The sequence below is a fragment of the Amycolatopsis sp. NPDC001319 genome (assembly GCF_042896185.1).
Taxonomy (GTDB): Bacteria; Actinomycetota; Actinomycetes; order Mycobacteriales; family Pseudonocardiaceae; genus Amycolatopsis.
In genome coordinates, this window is sequence record NZ_JBIAWY010000020.1 from 9479 (window position 1) to 25809 (window position 16331).

15 protein-coding genes are annotated in these 16331 nt (G+C 71.3%); 6 read left to right on the top strand and 9 right to left on the bottom strand.

Annotation, left to right across the window (positions count from 1 at the left end; genetic code table 11):
* Window positions 1–147: 147 nt before the first annotated feature.
* The 4 genes from ACFY1H_RS45170 to ACFY1H_RS45185 form a co-directional block, all read right to left on the bottom strand.
* On the bottom strand, window positions 148–1806 hold the full coding sequence (locus tag ACFY1H_RS45170; protein WP_366583374.1) for a fumarate hydratase: 1659 nt from the start codon (window positions 1804–1806) through the stop codon (window positions 148–150).
* 407 nt (window positions 1807–2213) lie between these two features.
* A complete protein-coding gene (locus ACFY1H_RS45175; RefSeq protein WP_386956230.1) occupies window positions 2214–3245 on the bottom strand; it encodes a sigma-70 family RNA polymerase sigma factor in 1032 nt (343 codons plus the stop codon).
* Window positions 3246–3568: 323 nt separating this feature from the next.
* Window positions 3569–3994, bottom strand: coding sequence for a D-aminoacyl-tRNA deacylase (gene dtd / locus ACFY1H_RS45180; protein ID WP_386956231.1), 426 nt, complete (start codon window positions 3992–3994; stop codon window positions 3569–3571).
* Window positions 3991–5505 (bottom strand): methyltransferase, encoded by a 1515-nt coding sequence (locus ACFY1H_RS45185; RefSeq protein WP_386956232.1) that lies wholly within the window; start codon window positions 5503–5505, stop codon window positions 3991–3993. Before ACFY1H_RS45185 ends, dtd begins: the two co-directional genes overlap by 4 nt.
* A gap of 19 nt (window positions 5506–5524) precedes the next feature.
* Between ACFY1H_RS45185 and ACFY1H_RS45190 the strand changes: the two genes are divergently transcribed.
* Together ACFY1H_RS45190 and ACFY1H_RS45195 are read left to right on the top strand one after the other, a co-directional pair.
* Entirely contained in the window at window positions 5525–6808 is a 1284-nt protein-coding gene (locus tag ACFY1H_RS45190) for an amidohydrolase (RefSeq protein ID WP_386956233.1), read from the top strand.
* A 38-nt stretch (window positions 6809–6846) separates the two neighbouring features.
* Window positions 6847–7173, top strand: coding sequence for a DUF3099 domain-containing protein (locus ACFY1H_RS45195; RefSeq protein WP_386956234.1), 327 nt, complete (start codon window positions 6847–6849; stop codon window positions 7171–7173).
* A gap of 57 nt (window positions 7174–7230) precedes the next feature.
* Here the strand turns inward: ACFY1H_RS45195 and ACFY1H_RS45200 are convergent, their stop codons facing one another.
* From ACFY1H_RS45200 to ACFY1H_RS45215, 4 genes are read right to left on the bottom strand one after another with little or no spacing between them, the layout of a single operon-like run.
* Complete coding sequence (locus tag ACFY1H_RS45200; protein ID WP_386956235.1) at window positions 7231–8103, bottom strand: carbohydrate kinase family protein; 873 nt, start codon at window positions 8101–8103, stop codon at window positions 7231–7233.
* Window positions 8100–9014, bottom strand: a complete 915-nt coding sequence (locus ACFY1H_RS45205) for a pseudouridine-5'-phosphate glycosidase (RefSeq protein WP_386956236.1) — start codon at window positions 9012–9014, stop codon at window positions 8100–8102. Before ACFY1H_RS45205 ends, ACFY1H_RS45200 begins: the two co-directional genes overlap by 4 nt.
* A gap of 9 nt (window positions 9015–9023) precedes the next feature.
* Window positions 9024–9665 (bottom strand): hypothetical protein, encoded by a 642-nt coding sequence (locus tag ACFY1H_RS45210; RefSeq protein ID WP_386956237.1) that lies wholly within the window; start codon window positions 9663–9665, stop codon window positions 9024–9026.
* Entirely contained in the window at window positions 9662–10156 is a 495-nt protein-coding gene (locus tag ACFY1H_RS45215; RefSeq protein ID WP_366583365.1) for a pyridoxamine 5'-phosphate oxidase family protein, read from the bottom strand. The genes ACFY1H_RS45210 and ACFY1H_RS45215 overlap by 4 nt, the downstream gene beginning before the upstream one ends.
* 104 nt (window positions 10157–10260) lie before the next feature.
* On the opposite strand from ACFY1H_RS45215, the gene ACFY1H_RS45220 reads away from it, so the two are divergent.
* Window positions 10261–10503, top strand: a complete 243-nt coding sequence (locus tag ACFY1H_RS45220) for a DUF3039 domain-containing protein (RefSeq protein ID WP_366583364.1) — start codon at window positions 10261–10263, stop codon at window positions 10501–10503.
* Between the two features lie 154 nt (window positions 10504–10657).
* Complete coding sequence (locus tag ACFY1H_RS45225) at window positions 10658–11497, top strand: hypothetical protein (protein WP_386956239.1); 840 nt, start codon at window positions 10658–10660, stop codon at window positions 11495–11497.
* Window positions 11498–11539: 42 nt separating this feature from the next.
* Here ACFY1H_RS45225 and ACFY1H_RS45230 read toward each other — a convergent pair whose 3' ends face one another.
* Complete coding sequence (locus tag ACFY1H_RS45230) at window positions 11540–12691, bottom strand: YihY/virulence factor BrkB family protein (protein WP_386956240.1); 1152 nt, start codon at window positions 12689–12691, stop codon at window positions 11540–11542.
* A gap of 225 nt (window positions 12692–12916) precedes the next feature.
* On the opposite strand from ACFY1H_RS45230, the gene ACFY1H_RS45235 reads away from it, so the two are divergent.
* Both ACFY1H_RS45235 and ACFY1H_RS45240 read left to right on the top strand, forming a co-directional pair.
* Window positions 12917–14665 carry a DEAD/DEAH box helicase gene (locus ACFY1H_RS45235; RefSeq protein ID WP_366583361.1) on the top strand — a complete coding sequence of 583 codons (1749 nt, stop codon included), beginning with the start codon at window positions 12917–12919 and terminating at the stop codon, window positions 14663–14665.
* A 440-nt stretch (window positions 14666–15105) separates the two neighbouring features.
* On the top strand, window positions 15106–16245 hold the full coding sequence (locus tag ACFY1H_RS45240) for a substrate-binding domain-containing protein (RefSeq protein ID WP_366583360.1): 1140 nt from the start codon (window positions 15106–15108) through the stop codon (window positions 16243–16245).
* The last annotated feature ends 86 nt before the right edge of the window (window positions 16246–16331 follow it).

Consider the following 16331-nt stretch of genomic DNA (forward strand, 5'->3'; position numbering starts at 1 on the left):
GGGCCCGCCGGCCCCCCCCCCGCCCCCCCGGCCCCCCCCGCCCCCCCCCCCCCCCCCCGGGGGGGGGGGGGGGGGGGGGCCCCGCGCGCGGGGGGGGGGGGGGGGGCCCCCCCCCCCCCCGCCACATCGGGGTGCATCGGGGCGGTGCTAGCGGAAGCTGATCTGCAGCACCGGTTCGCTGGTGGCGGCGAAGAAGTCGTTGCCCTTGTCGTCGATGACGATGAAGGCGGGGAAGTCCTCGACCTCGATCTTCCACACGGCTTCCATGCCGAGCTCGGCGTACTCGAGCACGTCCACCTTCTTGATGCAGTCCTTGGCCAGCCGCGCGGCCGGGCCGCCGATCGAGCCCAGGTAGAAACCACCGTGGTTCTGGCACGCGGCGGTGACCTGCTTGGAGCGGTTGCCCTTCGCGAGCATCACCATCGAGCCGCCCGCGGCCTGGAACTGCTCGACGTAGGAGTCCATGCGCCCGGCCGTGGTGGGGCCGAACGAACCGGACGCGTAGCCGTCGGGCGTCTTCGCCGGGCCGGCGTAGTACACCGGGTGGTCCTTGAGGTACTGCGGCATCTCCTCGCCGGCGTCGAGGCGCTCGGCGATCTTCGCGTGCGCGATGTCGCGCGCGACGACCAGCGGCCCGGACAGCGACAGCCGCGTCTTCACCGGCAGCTGCGAGAGCTGCGCGCGGATCTCGTCCATCGGGCGGTTGAGGTCCACGCTCACGACCTCGTCGGACAGGTCGTCCTCGGTCACGTCGGGCAGGAACTGCGCCGGGTCGCGCTCGAGCTGCTCGATGAACACGCCGTCGGCGGTGATCTTGGCCTTGGCCTGGCGGTCGGCCGAGCACGAGACCGCGATGCCGACCGGGCAGCTCGCACCGTGGCGCGGCAGGCGGATCACGCGCACGTCGTGGCAGAAGTACTTGCCGCCGAACTGCGCGCCGATGCCGAACTGGCGCGTCATCTCCAGCACCTGCTGCTCGAGGCTCGGGTCGCGGAACGCGTGCCCCAGCTCGGAACCCTCGGTCGGGAGGGTGTCGAGGTAGCGCGCCGAAGCCAGCTTCGCGACCTTCAGGTTGAACTCCGCCGACATGCCGCCGACGACGATCGCCAGGTGGTACGGCGGGCACGCCGCGGTGCCGAGGCTGCGCAGCTTCTCGTCCAGGAACCGCGCGAGCCGCTTGGGGTTCAGCACGGCCTTGGTCTCCTGGTACAGGAATGTCTTGTTCGCGCTCCCGCCGCCCTTGGCCATGAACAGGAACTCGTAGGACGGGTCGCCTTCACCGTCTTTGTGGTACAGCTCGACCTGCGCCGGCAGGTTGGTGCCGGTGTTGCGCTCTTCCCAGAAGTTGGTGGGCGCCATCTGCGAATAGCGCAGGTTCAGCTGCTGGTAGGCGTCGAAGATGCCCTCCGACAGGGCCCGCTCGTCGTCACCTCCGGTCAGCACGCCCTCGGACCGCTTGCCGATGACGATGGCCGTGCCGGTGTCCTGGCACATCGGCAGCACGCCGCCGGCCGAGATGGCCGCGTTGCGCAGCAGGTCCATCGCGACGAACCGGTCGTTGCCGCTCGCCTCGGGGTCGTCGACGATCGCCCGCAGCTGCTGCAGGTGTGACGTACGCAACAGGTGCTGGATGTCCGTGATGGCGGTGCGCGCGAGCGTGGTCAGCGCCGCGGGGTCGACCTTGAGGAACTTCCGGCCGGCCGCTTCGACGGTTTCGACGCCGTCGGCGGTGACCAGCCGGTACTCGGTGGTGGTGTCCTTGCCCAGCGGCAGGACTTCGGTGTGCTGAAACGTGGTGGACGGCACAGCCAGGCTCCTTTGCCCTGATCGGGATCCGACCACGGTACTCAGCGGTCTCCGGCGCCCCGCACACCCGCGCGGCGACTGTGTTGCAGGGCACTTCGGGAGTTTGGTTCGGGAGGCCGGGCCCACCCCGACGGACCCGACCTCCCGGGGAAAGCGGCCGGATGCGTACACCCGCCGCGTGGCTCACACCTGGCGTTCCGTTCGCCTAGCACGACAGTCTCGTGACGTAGGTCATAAGTCAACGCGGCCGAACGGGTGTTGCCCACTGGTTGCTACCCACTCACCAACAGGCTCAAACGCCCGTGATCGTTCGCCGCGGCCCGCCTGCGAAAACGGCCCAAAAAACGGCCCGGGAACGCCGAAGACCCCGTGGACCGGGGGCCACGGGGTCTTCGGGTTTCAACGACTTAGGACGCGTACGCGCGCAGGCGGTCGGCTCGCTCGCCCTGGCGGAGCTTCGCCATGACCTCACGCTCGATCTGACGCACGCGCTCGCGCGAGAGACCGAAGTGCTTGCCGATCTGGTCCAGCGTGCGGGGCTGGCCGTCGTCGAGGCCGTAGCGCAGGCGGATGACGTGCTGTTCGCGGTCGTCGAGCGTCGCGAGGACGCGGCGCAGGTCGTCCTGCAGGAGACCGGAGATGACGGCGCTCTCGGCGTCGGTCGCTTCGGAGTCCTCGATGAAGTCGCCCAGCGGGGCGTCTTCCTCGGCGCCCACGGGCATGTCGAGGCTCACCGGGTCGCGCGACTGGTCGAGCAGGTCCGAGATCTTGTGCACCGGGATGCCCGACTCGGCGGCCAGCTCTTCGTGCGTCGCGTCACGGCCGAGCTGCTGGTGCAGGTCGCGGCGGATGCGGGCGAGCTTGTTGACCTGCTCCACGAGGTGGACCGGCAGCCGGATGGTGCGACCCTGGTCGGCCATCCCCCTGGTGATGGCCTGGCGGATCCACCAGGTGGCGTAGGTCGAGAACTTGAACCCCTTGGAGTAGTCGAACTTCTCCACCGCGCGGATCAGACCCAGGTTCCCCTCCTGGATCAGATCGAGCAGCGGCATCCCCCGGCCGGTGTAGCGCTTCGCGAGCGAGACCACGAGGCGGAGGTTGGCCTCCAGCAGGTGGTTCTTCGCCACGTGCCCGTCGCGCACCAGCGCGGTGAGCTCGGTGCGGCGCTTGGCCGTGAGGTCTTCGGCGGTGTCGAGCATGTGCTGCGCGAACACGCCCGCCTCGATGCGCTTGGCCAGCTCGACCTCATCGGCCGCGGTGAGCAGCGCGGTCTTGCCGATGCCGTTCAGGTACACGCGCACCAGGTCGGCGGCCGGGCTTTGGGCGTCGAGGTCGGCGTCCGTGAGCGTCCCCACACTCACGGGTTCCTCGTTCTGCTGTGCTGGAATCCCACGCTCGCGAATCCCGCGCGCTTCGCGTTCGAGAGTCTGGACTGACATTCTCTGCCTCCCCGGTCACGGGCTGAACGTGTCTCGCCTGTACTGCGCCTTCGGTGTCGGGCCCTGTGGAAACCCTGACCGCCGGCCCAGCCGGCTTAGCTGGACACTTGTGGTAACGCGTCGGGTTTCCAAAACGTTCCCGGCTCGCTGAAGAAAGGACGGGCACACCCGTCGACCGGTTGCTCCACCAAAACTGAGCTTTTGCTGAGAAGCACGCCACAGCGGGAATAATCATGAGAATTCCATGAGAATCCGCGCATGAGGTGAACCGCTCGGTGCCCGGATACGTTCCCGGGCACCGAGAGCGGCGCAGCGGAAGTGGTCTAGACCTCGACGAGAACGGTGAACGGACCGTCGTTCACGCTCGCCACCGCCATCATCGCGCCGAAGCGCCCGGTGGCCACGGATGCCCCACGGTCACGCAACTCCTGCACCACCGCGTCCACCAGGGGCTCGGCCACTTCCGGGCGCGCGGCGGCGACAAAGGACGGCCGGCGGCCCTTGCGCGTGTCGCCGTAGAGCGTGAACTGGGACACCACCAGCAACGGCGCGCCCGCGGTCGCGCAGGACTGCTCGTCGCGCAGGATCCGCAGTTCGTGGAGCTTGCGCGCCATCGTCGCCGCTTTCACCCGATCGTCGTCGGCGTGAATTCCCAGCAGCACCAACAGTCCCGGTTCTTCGAGCGCGCCGATCACCTCTTCCTCGACCGTGACACTCGCCCGGGTGACCCGCGCCGCGACGGCCCTCACCGCGACGTCGAAGAGCCGGCCGGCACGAGCATCCCGTGCCGCACGAGCTCCCGCACCACGGGCAGCGCGGCGGTGGCCAGTTCGGCCGGGTCGAGGCCCTGCGCGGCCGCCAGCAGCTCCACGAGGTCCTCCAGCGCCAGCACGCCCCGGCAGCCGGCCAGCAGCCGCGTGGCGAGCTCGTCGACCTCGTGCTGCCACCCGGGTCCGTCGGTGCGGTGCAGGCGCCGCACGGTGGTCTCCCAGCCCTCGTCGCCGGGGGAGTCGACGCGTTCCAGCAGCACGCTGTCGGGCACGCGGAAGGCGGTCTCCATGAGCTCGTCGCCGTGCGTGCGCAGCCAGTCGACGCGGTCGAGCCAGTTCGCGGCCTCCGGGCCGAGCGGGTCGTCGTAGGCCTGGCGCAGGTCTTCGCACACCACGGTCGGCGTCTTCCCGGCCGCGCGGCGGAGCGTGACGAAGCCGAAGCCGATGCCCTGCACGCGGTTCTCGGTGAACCAGTCGAGCCAGGCGGCGGCTTTCACGCGGCCTTCGGGCGAGCGCGGGTCGATGCCCTCGTCGCGCAGCCAGGTGCCCACGTACAGCGCGGGGTCGGCGACGTCGCGCTGCACGAACCAGGCGTCCGTCTCCGCCGGCAGCCAGCGCGCCACCCGATCGGCCCAGTCCTCACCGCCCGTGTGGAGCCAGGAAGCCAGCAGCTGCCCCGTGCCGCCGTCGTTGAGGAACCCCGGCAGCTGGCGCACGACGAGCGCGCTGGCGTCGTCGCCGGCCAGGCCCGAGTCGCGATAGGTGTAGTCCACGCGCGGTGGTCCGACCACGAACGGCGGGTTGCACACGATCTGGTCGAACCGGCGCCGCGCGACCGGCGCGAACCACTCGCCGCGCACCAGCTCCACGTCGAGCTCGTTGAGCCGGAACGTGCCGGCGGCCAGCGCCAGCGCCCGCGCGGAGACGTCCGTGGCCGTCACGCGCTGGGCGTGGCGCGTGGCGTGCAGGGCCTGCACGCCGTTGCCGGTGCCGACGTCGAGCAGGGTGCCGACCGGGCGCCGGCTGGTGGCGCGGATGAGGCTGAGCGAGGCGTGGCCGACGCCGAGCACGTGGTCCTCGGGCACGACGTGGCCGAGCATGTCGGCGTCGAGGTCGGCCACGACCCACCACGAGCCCTCCTCGTCGCCGTGCGGGCGGATGTCCAGGGCGGCTTTGTACCCGTCCGTGTCGGCGGCGAGGATGCCCGCGGCGACGGCGGCTTCCGGGGTCAGCGGCGAAAAAGCGGACTCCACGGACTTTTCGGGCTCGGTGAGGCCGAGGAGGAACAGCCGCACGAGCGTGCCGAGGTCGCCCGCGTCGAGGCTCGCGCGCCGGGCGGGCTCGGGCTCGCCGCGGCCCAGCGCCGCGTGGGCCGCGCCACCGAGGGCGTCGACCACCCCGTCGGCGTCGTACTCGGCGCGCCGGAAGGCCTCGCGCAACCGCGCGCAGACGTCGTCGGACAGGTCGGGCAGAGGCGTGTTCGTGCTCACGGTGGGTAAGCCTGCCACGATGGGTTCCGTGACCTCCCATCCCGTCGAACGTGTCCTCGCCCCGCTCGCCGCGGCCCTGCCCGGCCTCGAGGCGCTCTACGTCGACTTCCACCGCCACCCCGAGCTGGCGTTCGCCGAGACCCGCACCGCGGCCGAGCTGGCGCGCCGGCTCGGCGCCGACGGGTTCGAGGTCCACCCCGGCGTCGGCCGCACCGGCGTGGTCGGCGTGCTGCGCAACGGCGAAGGCCCCACGGTGATGCTGCGCGCCGACATCGACGCGCTGCCGGTCGAGGAGAAGACCGGCCTCGAGTACGCGAGCACCGCGCGCGGCGTCGACGAGGCGGGCAACGACGTGCCCGTGATGCACGCCTGCGGGCACGACATGCACGCCACCTGGCTCTCGGGCGCCGCGAGCCTGCTCGCCGCCGGGCGCGAGGAGTGGTCCGGCACGCTGCTGGTCGTGTTCCAGCCGGCGGAAGAGGGCAACGGCGGGGCGTCCGAGATGATCGCCGACGGCCTGTTCGACCTGGCCGGGAGCCCCGACGTCGTCTTCGGCCAGCACCTCGTGCCCGGCCCGGCCGGCTGGGTCCTCACCAGGCCGGGTGTGCTCATGGCGGCGTCCGACACCCTGCGCATCACGCTGCACGGGCGCGGCGGCCACGGCTCGCGGCCCGAGACCACCGTGGACCCGGCCGTGATGGCGGCCTCGGTGGTGCTGAAGCTGCAGACGGTGGTCTCCCGCGAGGTCGCGGCCACCGAACCGGCCGTGGTCACCGTGGGCTCGCTGCACGTCGGCTCGGTCGGCAACGTCATCGCCGACGACGCCGTGCTCGAAGTCAACACCCGCGCCTTCGACGACGCGGTGCTGCTGCGGCTGCGCGCCGCGATCGAACGCATCGTGAACGCCGAGGCCGTGGCCGCGAACGCACCGAAGCCGCCGACGGTCGAGCTGCTCAACTCCTACCCGGCGACCTCGAACGACGAAACCGCTTCCGACGAGCTCACCGAGGTCTTCCGCGGGCACTTCGCCGAAGGCACCGTGCTGCCCGCACCGCTCGTGACCGGCAGCGAGGACTTCGGCGAGTTCGGCGCGGCGGCCGGGGTGCCGTCGGTGTTCTGGCTGGTCGGGGGCTTCGAGCCGCAGGAGGTGATCACGGCGATGACCGAGGGCCGCTTCGAGACCGACATCCCGTCGAACCACTCGCCGCGCTTCGCGCCGATCCTGCACCCGACGCTGCGCGCGGGCGTCGAAACGCTCGTCGTCGCCGCGTTGTCACGGATGTCCCACCCGGGTGTCGGATGACGGCCCGGAGTGGGAGCATGAACGGTGGAGGTGGTGCTGTGAACGAGCCCGCCCGAGGTTCCGATCCCCGCCCGGCCCCGGTGCTGATCACCGAGGCAGAACCGTCCTACGAAGATCAGCTGGCCGCGCGCAAGAAGAAGTACATCATCATGATGGTGTGCCGCATTCCGTGCCTGATCCTGGCCGGGCTGACCTACCACACGTGGTGGCTCGCGGTCACGTTCCTCGTGATCTCCGTGCCGCTGCCGTGGATCGCGGTGCTGATCGCCAACGACCGGCCGCCGCGCAAAACGCAGAACGTCAACCGCTACGAGCGGGAGGCGAAGCAGATCGAGAACCGCGAACACCGGGTGATCGACGGCTGACCCGTTCTCGTGAGTGCTGCCGCGGGACTTCCGGACAGCACTCACGAGCAGGCGGCTTCACCCGGGCTGGGGGCCGAGGCGGCTCACGGCCAGCGCGCCCAGCCGCGTCCCCGCGCGCAGTACGTCTACAGTGGACTGTCCGGCGAGCCAGGTGGTGAGGACACCGGCGTCGAACGCGTCGCCGGCGCCCGTGGAGTCCACGCAGTCGGCTTCGACCGCGGGCACGGTGGTCACGCCGTGGGTGTCGACCCAGGCGGCGCCGCCGAGGCCCGCCGTCACCACGACCGCGCCGACGGTGCCGAGCAGCTCCTTGGCCGACAGCGGATCGGCCGAGCCCGTGAGCGCCACCAGTTCCTCGGTGTTGGGCATGAGCAGGTCGGTGCCGCGCACGTCGTCGAGGAACGCCGCCGGGTCGTGGATGTGCGCGGCCGCCTGGGGATCGACCGACGTGGTGAGCCCGGCCTCCTTCGCCGCCGCCAGGGCGGCGAGGCCGGCGGGCCGGGAAGACGGGTCGAGCAGCACGTAGCCCGACAGGTGCAGGTGGCTCGCGCCGGCCAGCGCCTCCGGGGTCACGTCCTCGGGCCGGAAGCGTTTGTTCGCACCGCGGTCGGCGAGCATGCTGCGCTGTCCTTCGGCGTCCACCATCACGACGACGCAGCACGTGGCCGCCTCGGGGTCGACCGCGAATGCGCAGCGCACGCCCGTCGCCTCCAGCTCGGCCTTGATCAGCCGGCCGCCGGAGTCGTCGCCGATGCGGGCCACCAGCGTGGTGTCGGCGCCCAGGGAACGCAGCCACAGCGCGGTGTTCGCGCCGGCGCCGCCGCCGGTGAAGCGGATCTGCGCGCGGGCGTCGCCGCCGTGGGGGAGCGGTTCGTCGTGCCGGGCGACCACGTCGAGGCCGGCGTCGCCGACCACCACGATGCCGGTCACGCCCGCACCGCCAGCGCGACGGCGACCTCGGTGGCCAGCTTCGCGTTGTTGAGCACGAGGGCTTCGTTCGCGTCGATGCTCACACCGCCGCTCGCGGTGTGGAAGTGCTCCAGCAGCACGGGTGTCACGTCGGAGCCGTGCACGCCGCCGTCGCGCAGCTTCGCGAGCCCGTCGGCCAGCAGCCGGTCGTGGAGTTCACGGTCCATTTCGGACTCTTCCGGGATGGGATTCGTGAGCAGCACACCGGAATCCGCGTACGCGCGGTGCGCGGCGATCACGGCGGCGGCTTCCTTCGCGTCGTCCACGCGCCAGCCGACCGGGTGGCCCGACGAGCGGAGGTAGAACGCGGGGAACTCGTCGGTGCGGTAGCCCAGCACCGGCACGGAGTTGGTCTCCAGCACTTCCAGCGTCGCCGCGATGTCGAGCACCGACTTCACGCCGGAGCACACCACGACCGTCGGCACCTTCGCGAGCACACCGAGGTCCGCCGACACGTCCCAGCTCTGCGCCGCGCCGAGGTGCACCCCGCCGAGTCCCCCGGTGGCGAAGACGCCGATCCCGGCCGCGGCGGCCAGCGCCGACGTGCCCGCCACGGTGGTCGCGCCCGAGCGGCCGAGGCCGACGGCCGGGCCGAGGTCGCGCAGCGAGAGCTTGTCCAGTCCGGCGCCGGGCGCGCAGACGCGCTCCAGTTCCGCGGGCGACAGGCCGATCACCGGACGCCCGTCGAGCACGGCGATCGTGGCCGGTACGGCACCGCCTTCGCGCACGACCTGCTCCAGGCGGTGGGCGACGTCGAGGTTGCGGGGGTGGGGCAGCCCGTGCGACAGGATGGTGCTCTCGAGGGCGACGACGGGGTGGCCGTCACGCAACGCCGAGGCGACCTCCTCGTGGAGGAAGAGTTGTGTGGTCACGGACGGACATCATCGGTGATCGCCGGCGTGCTCCCGCCAGCGGGTCAGCTCGGCCGTCAGGTTGCGCCGCGCGGCCGTCTCCCAGCGTGCCCGCGCGGTTTCGCTGCGGTACAGCAGGGGCCGGGCCAGCAGGTTCGCCAGCACCGCCGTCCGCCCGGCGGCCCACGCCGGGTCGTCGTACTTCGCGTACTCGCGGCGGACGGCGGCGGCGTACTCGGCGTAGGCCGCGGGGGTCGCGCCCAGGATCGCGAGGTCGGCGTCGAGCAGGGCGGTGGCCGCTTCGTCGTCTTCCGGGGCTTCGTGGGCCGCGGTGGCGAGCACGAGGGCCTCGGCACGCCGGACGTGCTGCGCGCCGGCGCCCGCCCGGGTGAGCCAGTGGCGCAGCCAGCCGGCGCTCGCGCGTTCGTCCTCGCCCGGCACGGCGTCGTAGACCACGTCGTGCGCCCACGCGGCGAGTGCGACTGCGGCGCGTTCGGCTTCGGGGAGGCCTTCGGTCAGGGCGGCGCTGTCCCGCGCGACGGCCGTGGCGTGGGCGAGGTCGTGGTAGTGCCGGTGTGGTTCGCCGTAGCGCGCTTCGAGGTCGCGCCAGGCTTCCCGGGCCACGTCCTCGTCGCCGCCGGCGTGCGCGACCGCGGTGCCCCAGGTGGTCACGGCGTGAACTCCCATCGTGTCGGCGAGGTCGTGAAGTTCTTCTCCCGCAAGGCGAACACCGTCTCGGGCCGCACCCGCACGGACGCGTTCACGGCCGGGTCGAGGAAGTCGATGCCGTACGCCGTCCCGTACTTGGCGTTCATCGCGTCGAGGAACTCCCGGATCTCGTCGGCCTCGGTGACGACCTCGGCCGGGCCCGCGAGCACCACGGGCTCTTCGGGGTCCTCCGTCGCGACGGACACGGCCGAGCCGGCCGCGACGTTGCGCGCCTTCACCGAGCGCAGCGACGAGGAGAACCACAGCACCTCGCCGGTCCACACGGCCCACACGGGCATGAGGTGGGGCAGGCCCGCGGCGGTCACGGTGGCGAGCCAGTAGTCGTGGGAGGCGCGCAACCGCTCGTCGGCCCAGCGCCACGGCAGCAGCCCGGCCGAAGCGGGGGCGATGCCGTAGCCCGGCATGTGCGGCCTGGTCGCGGTCGGTCCGTCCATGACGCGGCTCCCGCCGTCGGTGCCCGTGAGTGCCCCTGGGTGCCCTGACCCTAGTCCCGCGGCCGGAGATTCCGGCACCCGCGCGACTGAGGCATGATGGACGCGTGAGCACCGAGACGCTGACGAAGCCGGAGACCGACAGCACCGAGTCGACCGACGACGACTCCCCGAAGATGTTCCACTACGTGCGCAAGAACAAGATCGCCGAGAGCGCGGTCATGGGCACGCACGTGGTGGCGCTCTGCGGCGAGGTCTTCCCGGTCACGAAGTCGCCCAAGCCGGGTTCCCCGGTCTGCCCGGCCTGCAAGGAGATCTACGACGGCCTCCGCCCCGGCGGGGACGAGTAGGCAGGCAGGCCCCGACGACCCGCCCCGGGCGTGGCCGCGCAGGCACGCCCGGGCGAACAAACGTGAAAATCATTCACCCGGTGGCTGTGGAGCCGGGGAAGAACTGGTAGATCTGCGATCCCGCCAGTTCCTTCCCGCAGCAGGAGACCTCCACATGCGCAGAACCGGGATCGTCCTCGCCCTCGTCGTGGTGCTCGCGGCCGCCGTGCCTGGGCTCGCCCAGGCCGTCACCGGGTGGACCGCCGTCGGGTCCGACCGCGCCCGCCCGCTCGACGAGAGCCAGGGCCTCGCCACGATCGTCCGCCCGTCGGGCACCACCATCCGCTACACCGGCGTCGCCACGGTCGACGTCGGGCTGGCCGTGCAGGGCTGGAACCACGTCGGCGACCCGGGCTCGGCGCAGGGCTGGTACGTGGAGCCCTACCAGCGCGACGACCGCGGCGCGAAGCTCTTCCGCGTGCAGGCGCCCGACGGCACGCAGACCGACTACAAGCACGCGCTGGAGCCGTGGGAGGCGAGCAACAACTCGTTCGCCGCCGTCTCGCCCGACGCGCGGTGGCTGGTGGCCGGCGAGTGGGGCACGATGGACCGCCTCCTCGTGCACCCGATGCCCGGCGTGGCGTTCACCGACCCGTCGCAGAACCTGCCCTACGCCTCCGCGATCCGCCTCGACCACCAGGTCCGTGATGTGCAGGGCTGCGACTTCGTCACGGCCACGCGCCTGATGTGCGCCTCCGACGACCCCGACGGCAGCCTCTTCGGCGCCACCAAGCCGCTCCTGCAGGTCGACCTCGACGCGCCGCTCTCGGGTTCCGACGTGACCGGCCACGTGACGTCGCTGGGCCAGCTGCCGCTGCAGAGCGGCTGCAGCGGCACCTTCGAGGTCGAGGGCATCGACTTCGACGAGCGCGACAGCACCCTGCGCGTGATCGTGATGTCGCCGAGCGTCTGCATCGCGGTGGACAGCAAGACCTGGCGGTTCCGGCAGGGCTGAGCCAAGGCCGGGAAGGGCACCGCTACGGAACCGGGGTGCCCTTCACGGCAGCTTGCGCACGGCGTCGGCATCGGCGTCCTCGACGTGACCGGACCGCTCGGGCCGTTCGCCTGCCGCGTCCTCGTCCGGAACCGCTTCCCCGGGCGGCTCTTCGGGGTCGGCGTCCGCGGCGCGTTTGGGGCGCCGCAACGGGATCGTGGTGCGGTCCCAGAGCGTGCGCCCCTCCTCGGCCCGCATGCGCTCGTTGGCCCGCTCCATCTCCAGCCGGCGCCACTTGCGGCGCTGGCGCCGGGTCGCCTTGGCGGGCCACAGTTCCTGGATCGCGCTGTTGAAGTACGCGCCGCCGACCACGGCCAGGCCGATGAAGAACATCAGCAGCAGGAACGCGATCGGCGCGGCGAGCGCGCCGTAGGTGTAGCCGGTCTTGGTGATCCAGTTGAGGTAGATGCGCAACCCGATGCTGGAGACCAGGAACACGAGCATCGCGAGCACCGCGCCCGGCAGCCCGCGGTGCCAGGGCAGCCGCCGCGGCAGCGCCAGCTTGTACAGCGTGGTCAGCGCCAGCACGATCATCACGCCCAGCACGGGGTAGTAGAGCGTGCCGACCCACGCCGACACCGTGTCGCGCCAGGCGACGGGGAAGAACTCCGGCAGCAGGTCCGGTCCGATCGCCAGCAGCGGCAGCCCGACCACGAGGATCACGAGCCCGCACAGGTACAGCAGCAGCGCGAAGATCCGTTGCCACACCTCGTTGCGCACGCCGTACTGGTCGTGGGCCACGGTGATGGCGTCGACGAACGACGACATCGCCGACGAACCCGCCCACAGCGAGATGACGAAGCCCACCGACACGATCTCGCCCTTGCCGACCGTGAGGATGCTGTTCACCGTCGGCTCGATGATCTCCTGCACCGCGTTCGTGCTGAAGATGGTGCGGGAGAACGTGATGATGCGGTCGTGCACGGCCGTGACGACACCCTGGCCGAACCACTCGCCGACGAAACCGAGGCTGCCCAGCAGCCCGAGCAGCAGGGGCGGGAGCGAGAGCGTCTGCCAGAAGGCGGCTTCGGCGGCCTCGGAGAAGATGTTGCCGTCCCAGGCCTTGGCGAAGGTGCGCGTGATGAGGCGCCACGGCCCTTTGCGTGCCGTCTTCGTCGCCGTCGCCGCCCCGGCGTCCGGTCTCACCTCACCCATGGTGGGTCCCAGCATGGTCCATTCGCGGGAATTTGGCTCGTCGCGGGTCCCCTCTCCGGGCGTGTCGGGTGACACCACCCGTGGCGGTGGCGGGCGCCGCGGTGCCCGGAAGGTAAGCTGCCCGAAGTGCCCTCACCGCAGTCGCCGGCGTCGAAGCCGGTACCACAGTGGGGGTTTTCGCACGTCACGGCCGCGGTTCGCGGCCCGGGGAGGGGGTGAGCGAGGTTGTCCGAGACGACGACGCAGGGGGTCCTCGGGGCACCACCCGCCGAGAAGGACTCGACCGCGCGACCGCTGCGCGCGTGGCAGCGCCGGGCGCTCACGAAGTACCTCTCGAGCAAGCCGAAGGACTTCCTCGCGGTCGCGACGCCCGGCGCCGGCAAGACCGTGTTCGGTCTGCGCATCGCCGCCGAGCTGTTGTCGGACCGCACGATCGAGGCGGTCACGATCGTCACGCCGACCGAGCACCTCAAGCACCAGTGGGCGGCCTCGGCCGCGGCGGCCGGGATCCCGATCGACTCGAACTTCCGCAACACCACGGGTGTCACGTCGTCGGACTACCTCGGCGTCGCCGTCACCTACGCGCAGGTCGCCGCGCACCCGACGCTGCACCGCGTGCGCACCGAGAACCGCAAGACGCTGGTCATCCTCGACGAGGTCCACCACGGCGGCGACGCGAAGTCGTGGGGCGACGCGGTGCGTGAGGCCTTCACCCCCGCACGCCGGCGGCTGGCGCTGACCGGGACCCCGTTCCGCAGTGACGACTCGGCCATCCCGTTCGTCACCTACGAGCCCGACGCAGGTGGCTTCCAGCGCAGCAAGGCCGATCATTCGTACGGCTACGCCGACGCGCTGGCCGACGGCGTGGTCCGGCCGGTCGTGTTCCTGGCCTACTCCGGCGAGGCCTCGTGGCGGACCAGCGCGGGCGAGGAGTTCACCGCGCGGCTGGGCGAGCCGCTCACGGCCGAGCAGAACGCGCGCGCGTGGCGCACCGCGCTGGACCCGTCGGGCGAGTGGATCCCCGCGGTGCTGCAGGCGGCCGACACGCGGCTGTCGCAGGTGCGCCAGGGCGTACCGGACGCGGGCGGCCTGGTGATCGCGACGGACCAGGAGTCGGCGCGCGCGTACGCGAAGATCCTGCAGCGCATCTCGGGGGAGATGCCGACGCTGGTGCTGTCGGACGACCCGAAGGCGTCGGGCCGCATCAAAGAGTTCTCGGAGACCAACGAGCGCTGGATCGTGGCCGTCCGCATGGTCTCCGAAGGCGTCGACGTGCCGCGCCTGGCGGTCGGCGTGTACGCCACCAGCGCGTCGACCCCGCTGTTCTTCGCGCAGGCCATCGGCCGCTACGTGCGGGCCCGGAAGAAGGGCGAGACGGCGAGCGTCTTCCTGCCCAGCGTGCCCGTGCTGCTGGAGCTCGCGAGCGAGCTTGAGGCGCAGCGCGACCACGTGCTCGGCAAGCCCCACCGCGAGAAGGACGGCTGGGAGGACGAGCTGCTCGCCCAGGCCAACCGCACGGAGGACGAACCGGGCGAAGAGGAGAAGGCGTTCACCTCGCTCGGCGCCTCGGCCGAGCTCGATCAGGTGATTTACGACGGTAACTCGTTCGGGACCGCCGTCTTCTCCGGCTCCGACGAGGAGCAGGAGTACCTCGGCCTGCCCGGGCTGCTCGAACCGGACCAGGTCCGCGCCCTGCTGCGCAAGCGGCAGGAGGAGCAGCTCTCGGACGCCAACCGCCGCAAGCCGGAGGCCGAGAAGGCCGCTCCGGCGCCCGCGCGGCCCCAGTCGGTGAGCGAGCGCCTCGGTTCGCTGCGCAAGGAGCTCAACGCGCTGGTCGGCGTCTACCACCACCGCACGAAGAAGGCCCACGGCGCCATCCACAACGAGCTACGCAGGGTGTGCGGCGGCCCGCCGACCGCCATGGCGACGGTGGAGCAGCTCGAAGAGCGGATCGTCACGCTGCGTTCCTGGTGACGCTTGCTCCGTTCGAGGGTCCCGGGCGACCGTCCGGGGGACCCGGAGCGGGGCCGACCCGCGCGATGGCCCGGCCGGTGCCCGAATCCTGCCCGCCTGAGCGTGGCGCGTGGATCGGCTGCGCGTAACGGGATTTGCGCACCGAACGTGTCCGGGGGACTCCGCTGGGGCGCCAAGGGGCGTTCAGCTCACGAAGAGTCAGCGAAGTCGATCTCGTCACGCTCGGTGCGCACTGGCGATCACTCCGTCAGTGGATTTACCCTTTCCGGGCTGTGTTCGGGCCGTGTTGCAGAACCGTGTCCAATTGGTGTCATTTAATCGATCCAGCTATCTTCCGCGAAGCTGCTCAGCGGCATATGTTGTCGGCCACAACATATGCGCGTCGGTGCGCCGGGTCTTCCGGATCACCGCCCCGCGAGCATGATCCGGAAGGAACGAGGATGCGCAGCAGAACCCTTACCCTCCTTGCCGCCACGGTGAGCGCCGGCCTGGTGCTGACCGCGTGCGGTGCCAACTCGAACTCCGGGGGCACGGGGGACAGCTCCGCCTCCGGCTCGGCTTCCGCTCCCGCCGGTGGCGGCGCCAACGGCAAGGTCGGCGTGATCCTGCCCGAGACCGCCACCTCCGCCCGGTGGGAGGCGTTCGACAAGCCGATGCTCCAGGCCGCTCTCTCGGCCCAGGGCTTCAGCGCCGACATCCAGAACGCCCAGGGCGACAACCAGAAGTTCTCGACCCTCGCCGACGGCTTCATCAGCCAGGGCGTCAAGGTCCTGATCATCGCCCCGTCCGACCCGGCCGTCGGTGCCGCGATCGAGGCCAAGGCGAAGACCGCGGGCATCCCGGTCATCGACTACGACCGCCCGAGCCTCGGCGGTTCGGCCGACTACTACGTCTCGTTCGACAACGAGAAGGTCGGCGAGCTGCAGGCGCAGGGCATGGCGGACGCGCTGAAGGACAAGAAGGGTGCTGCGGTCGTCCAGATCGAGGGCGCCCCGACGGACAACAACGCGACGCTGTTCGGCGACGGGCACGACAAGGTCCTCAAGCCGCTGTACCAGTCGGGCGCGCTGACGCTGGTCCAGAAGCAGCCGATCAACGACTGGGACCCGCAGGTCGGTGGCACGACCTTCGAGCAGATCTTCACCCGCGTCGGCGGCAAGGTCGACGGCGTCGTCGCGGCGAACGACGAGCTCGCGGGCGCGGTCATCACCGTGCTGAAGAAGAACGGCCTCAACGGCAAGGTCCCCGTGACCGGCCAGGACGCCACCGCGGCCGGCCTGCAGGCCATCCTGCGCGGCGACCAGCTGCTGACGATCTTCAAGCCGATCAAGGAAGAGGCCGACAACACCGCCAAGCTGGCCGCCGCGCTGGCCAAGGGTGACAAGGCCGCTGCCGACGCCATCGCCACGGGCACGCTGCACGACCCGAAGAACAACCGCGACCTGAAGTCGGTTCTGCTCAACCCGACCCTGATCGAGGTCAACGACATCAAGACGGTCATCCAGCAGGGCTACGTCAAGGCCTCGGACGTCTGCACCGGCGACCTCGCCGCCAAGTGCACCGCGGCCGGCATCAGCTGATCCGCACCGCGTAGCACCAACCCAGCAGCCGGGCCGGGACGCGTACCCCGACTACGCGTCCCGGCCCGGTACCCACGCGAAAGAAC

Excerpts from the sequence above, each read along its gene's own strand:
- ACFY1H_RS45190 (WP_386956233.1), top strand. The coding sequence starts at position 5,525 with ATGGGTTCCGTGACCTCCCATCCCGTCGAACGTGTCCTCGCCCCGCTC.
- ACFY1H_RS45215 (WP_366583365.1), bottom strand. The coding sequence starts at position 10,156 with ATGGACGGACCGACCGCGACCAGGCCGCACATGCCGGGCTACGGCATC.
- ACFY1H_RS45230 (WP_386956240.1), bottom strand. The coding sequence starts at position 12,691 with ATGGGTGAGGTGAGACCGGACGCCGGGGCGGCGACGGCGACGAAGACG.
- ACFY1H_RS45240 (WP_366583360.1), top strand. The coding sequence starts at position 15,106 with ATGCGCAGCAGAACCCTTACCCTCCTTGCCGCCACGGTGAGCGCCGGC.
- ACFY1H_RS45175 (WP_386956230.1), bottom strand. The coding sequence starts at position 3,245 with ATGTCAGTCCAGACTCTCGAACGCGAAGCGCGCGGGATTCGCGAGCGT.
- ACFY1H_RS45225 (WP_386956239.1), top strand. The coding sequence starts at position 10,658 with ATGCGCAGAACCGGGATCGTCCTCGCCCTCGTCGTGGTGCTCGCGGCC.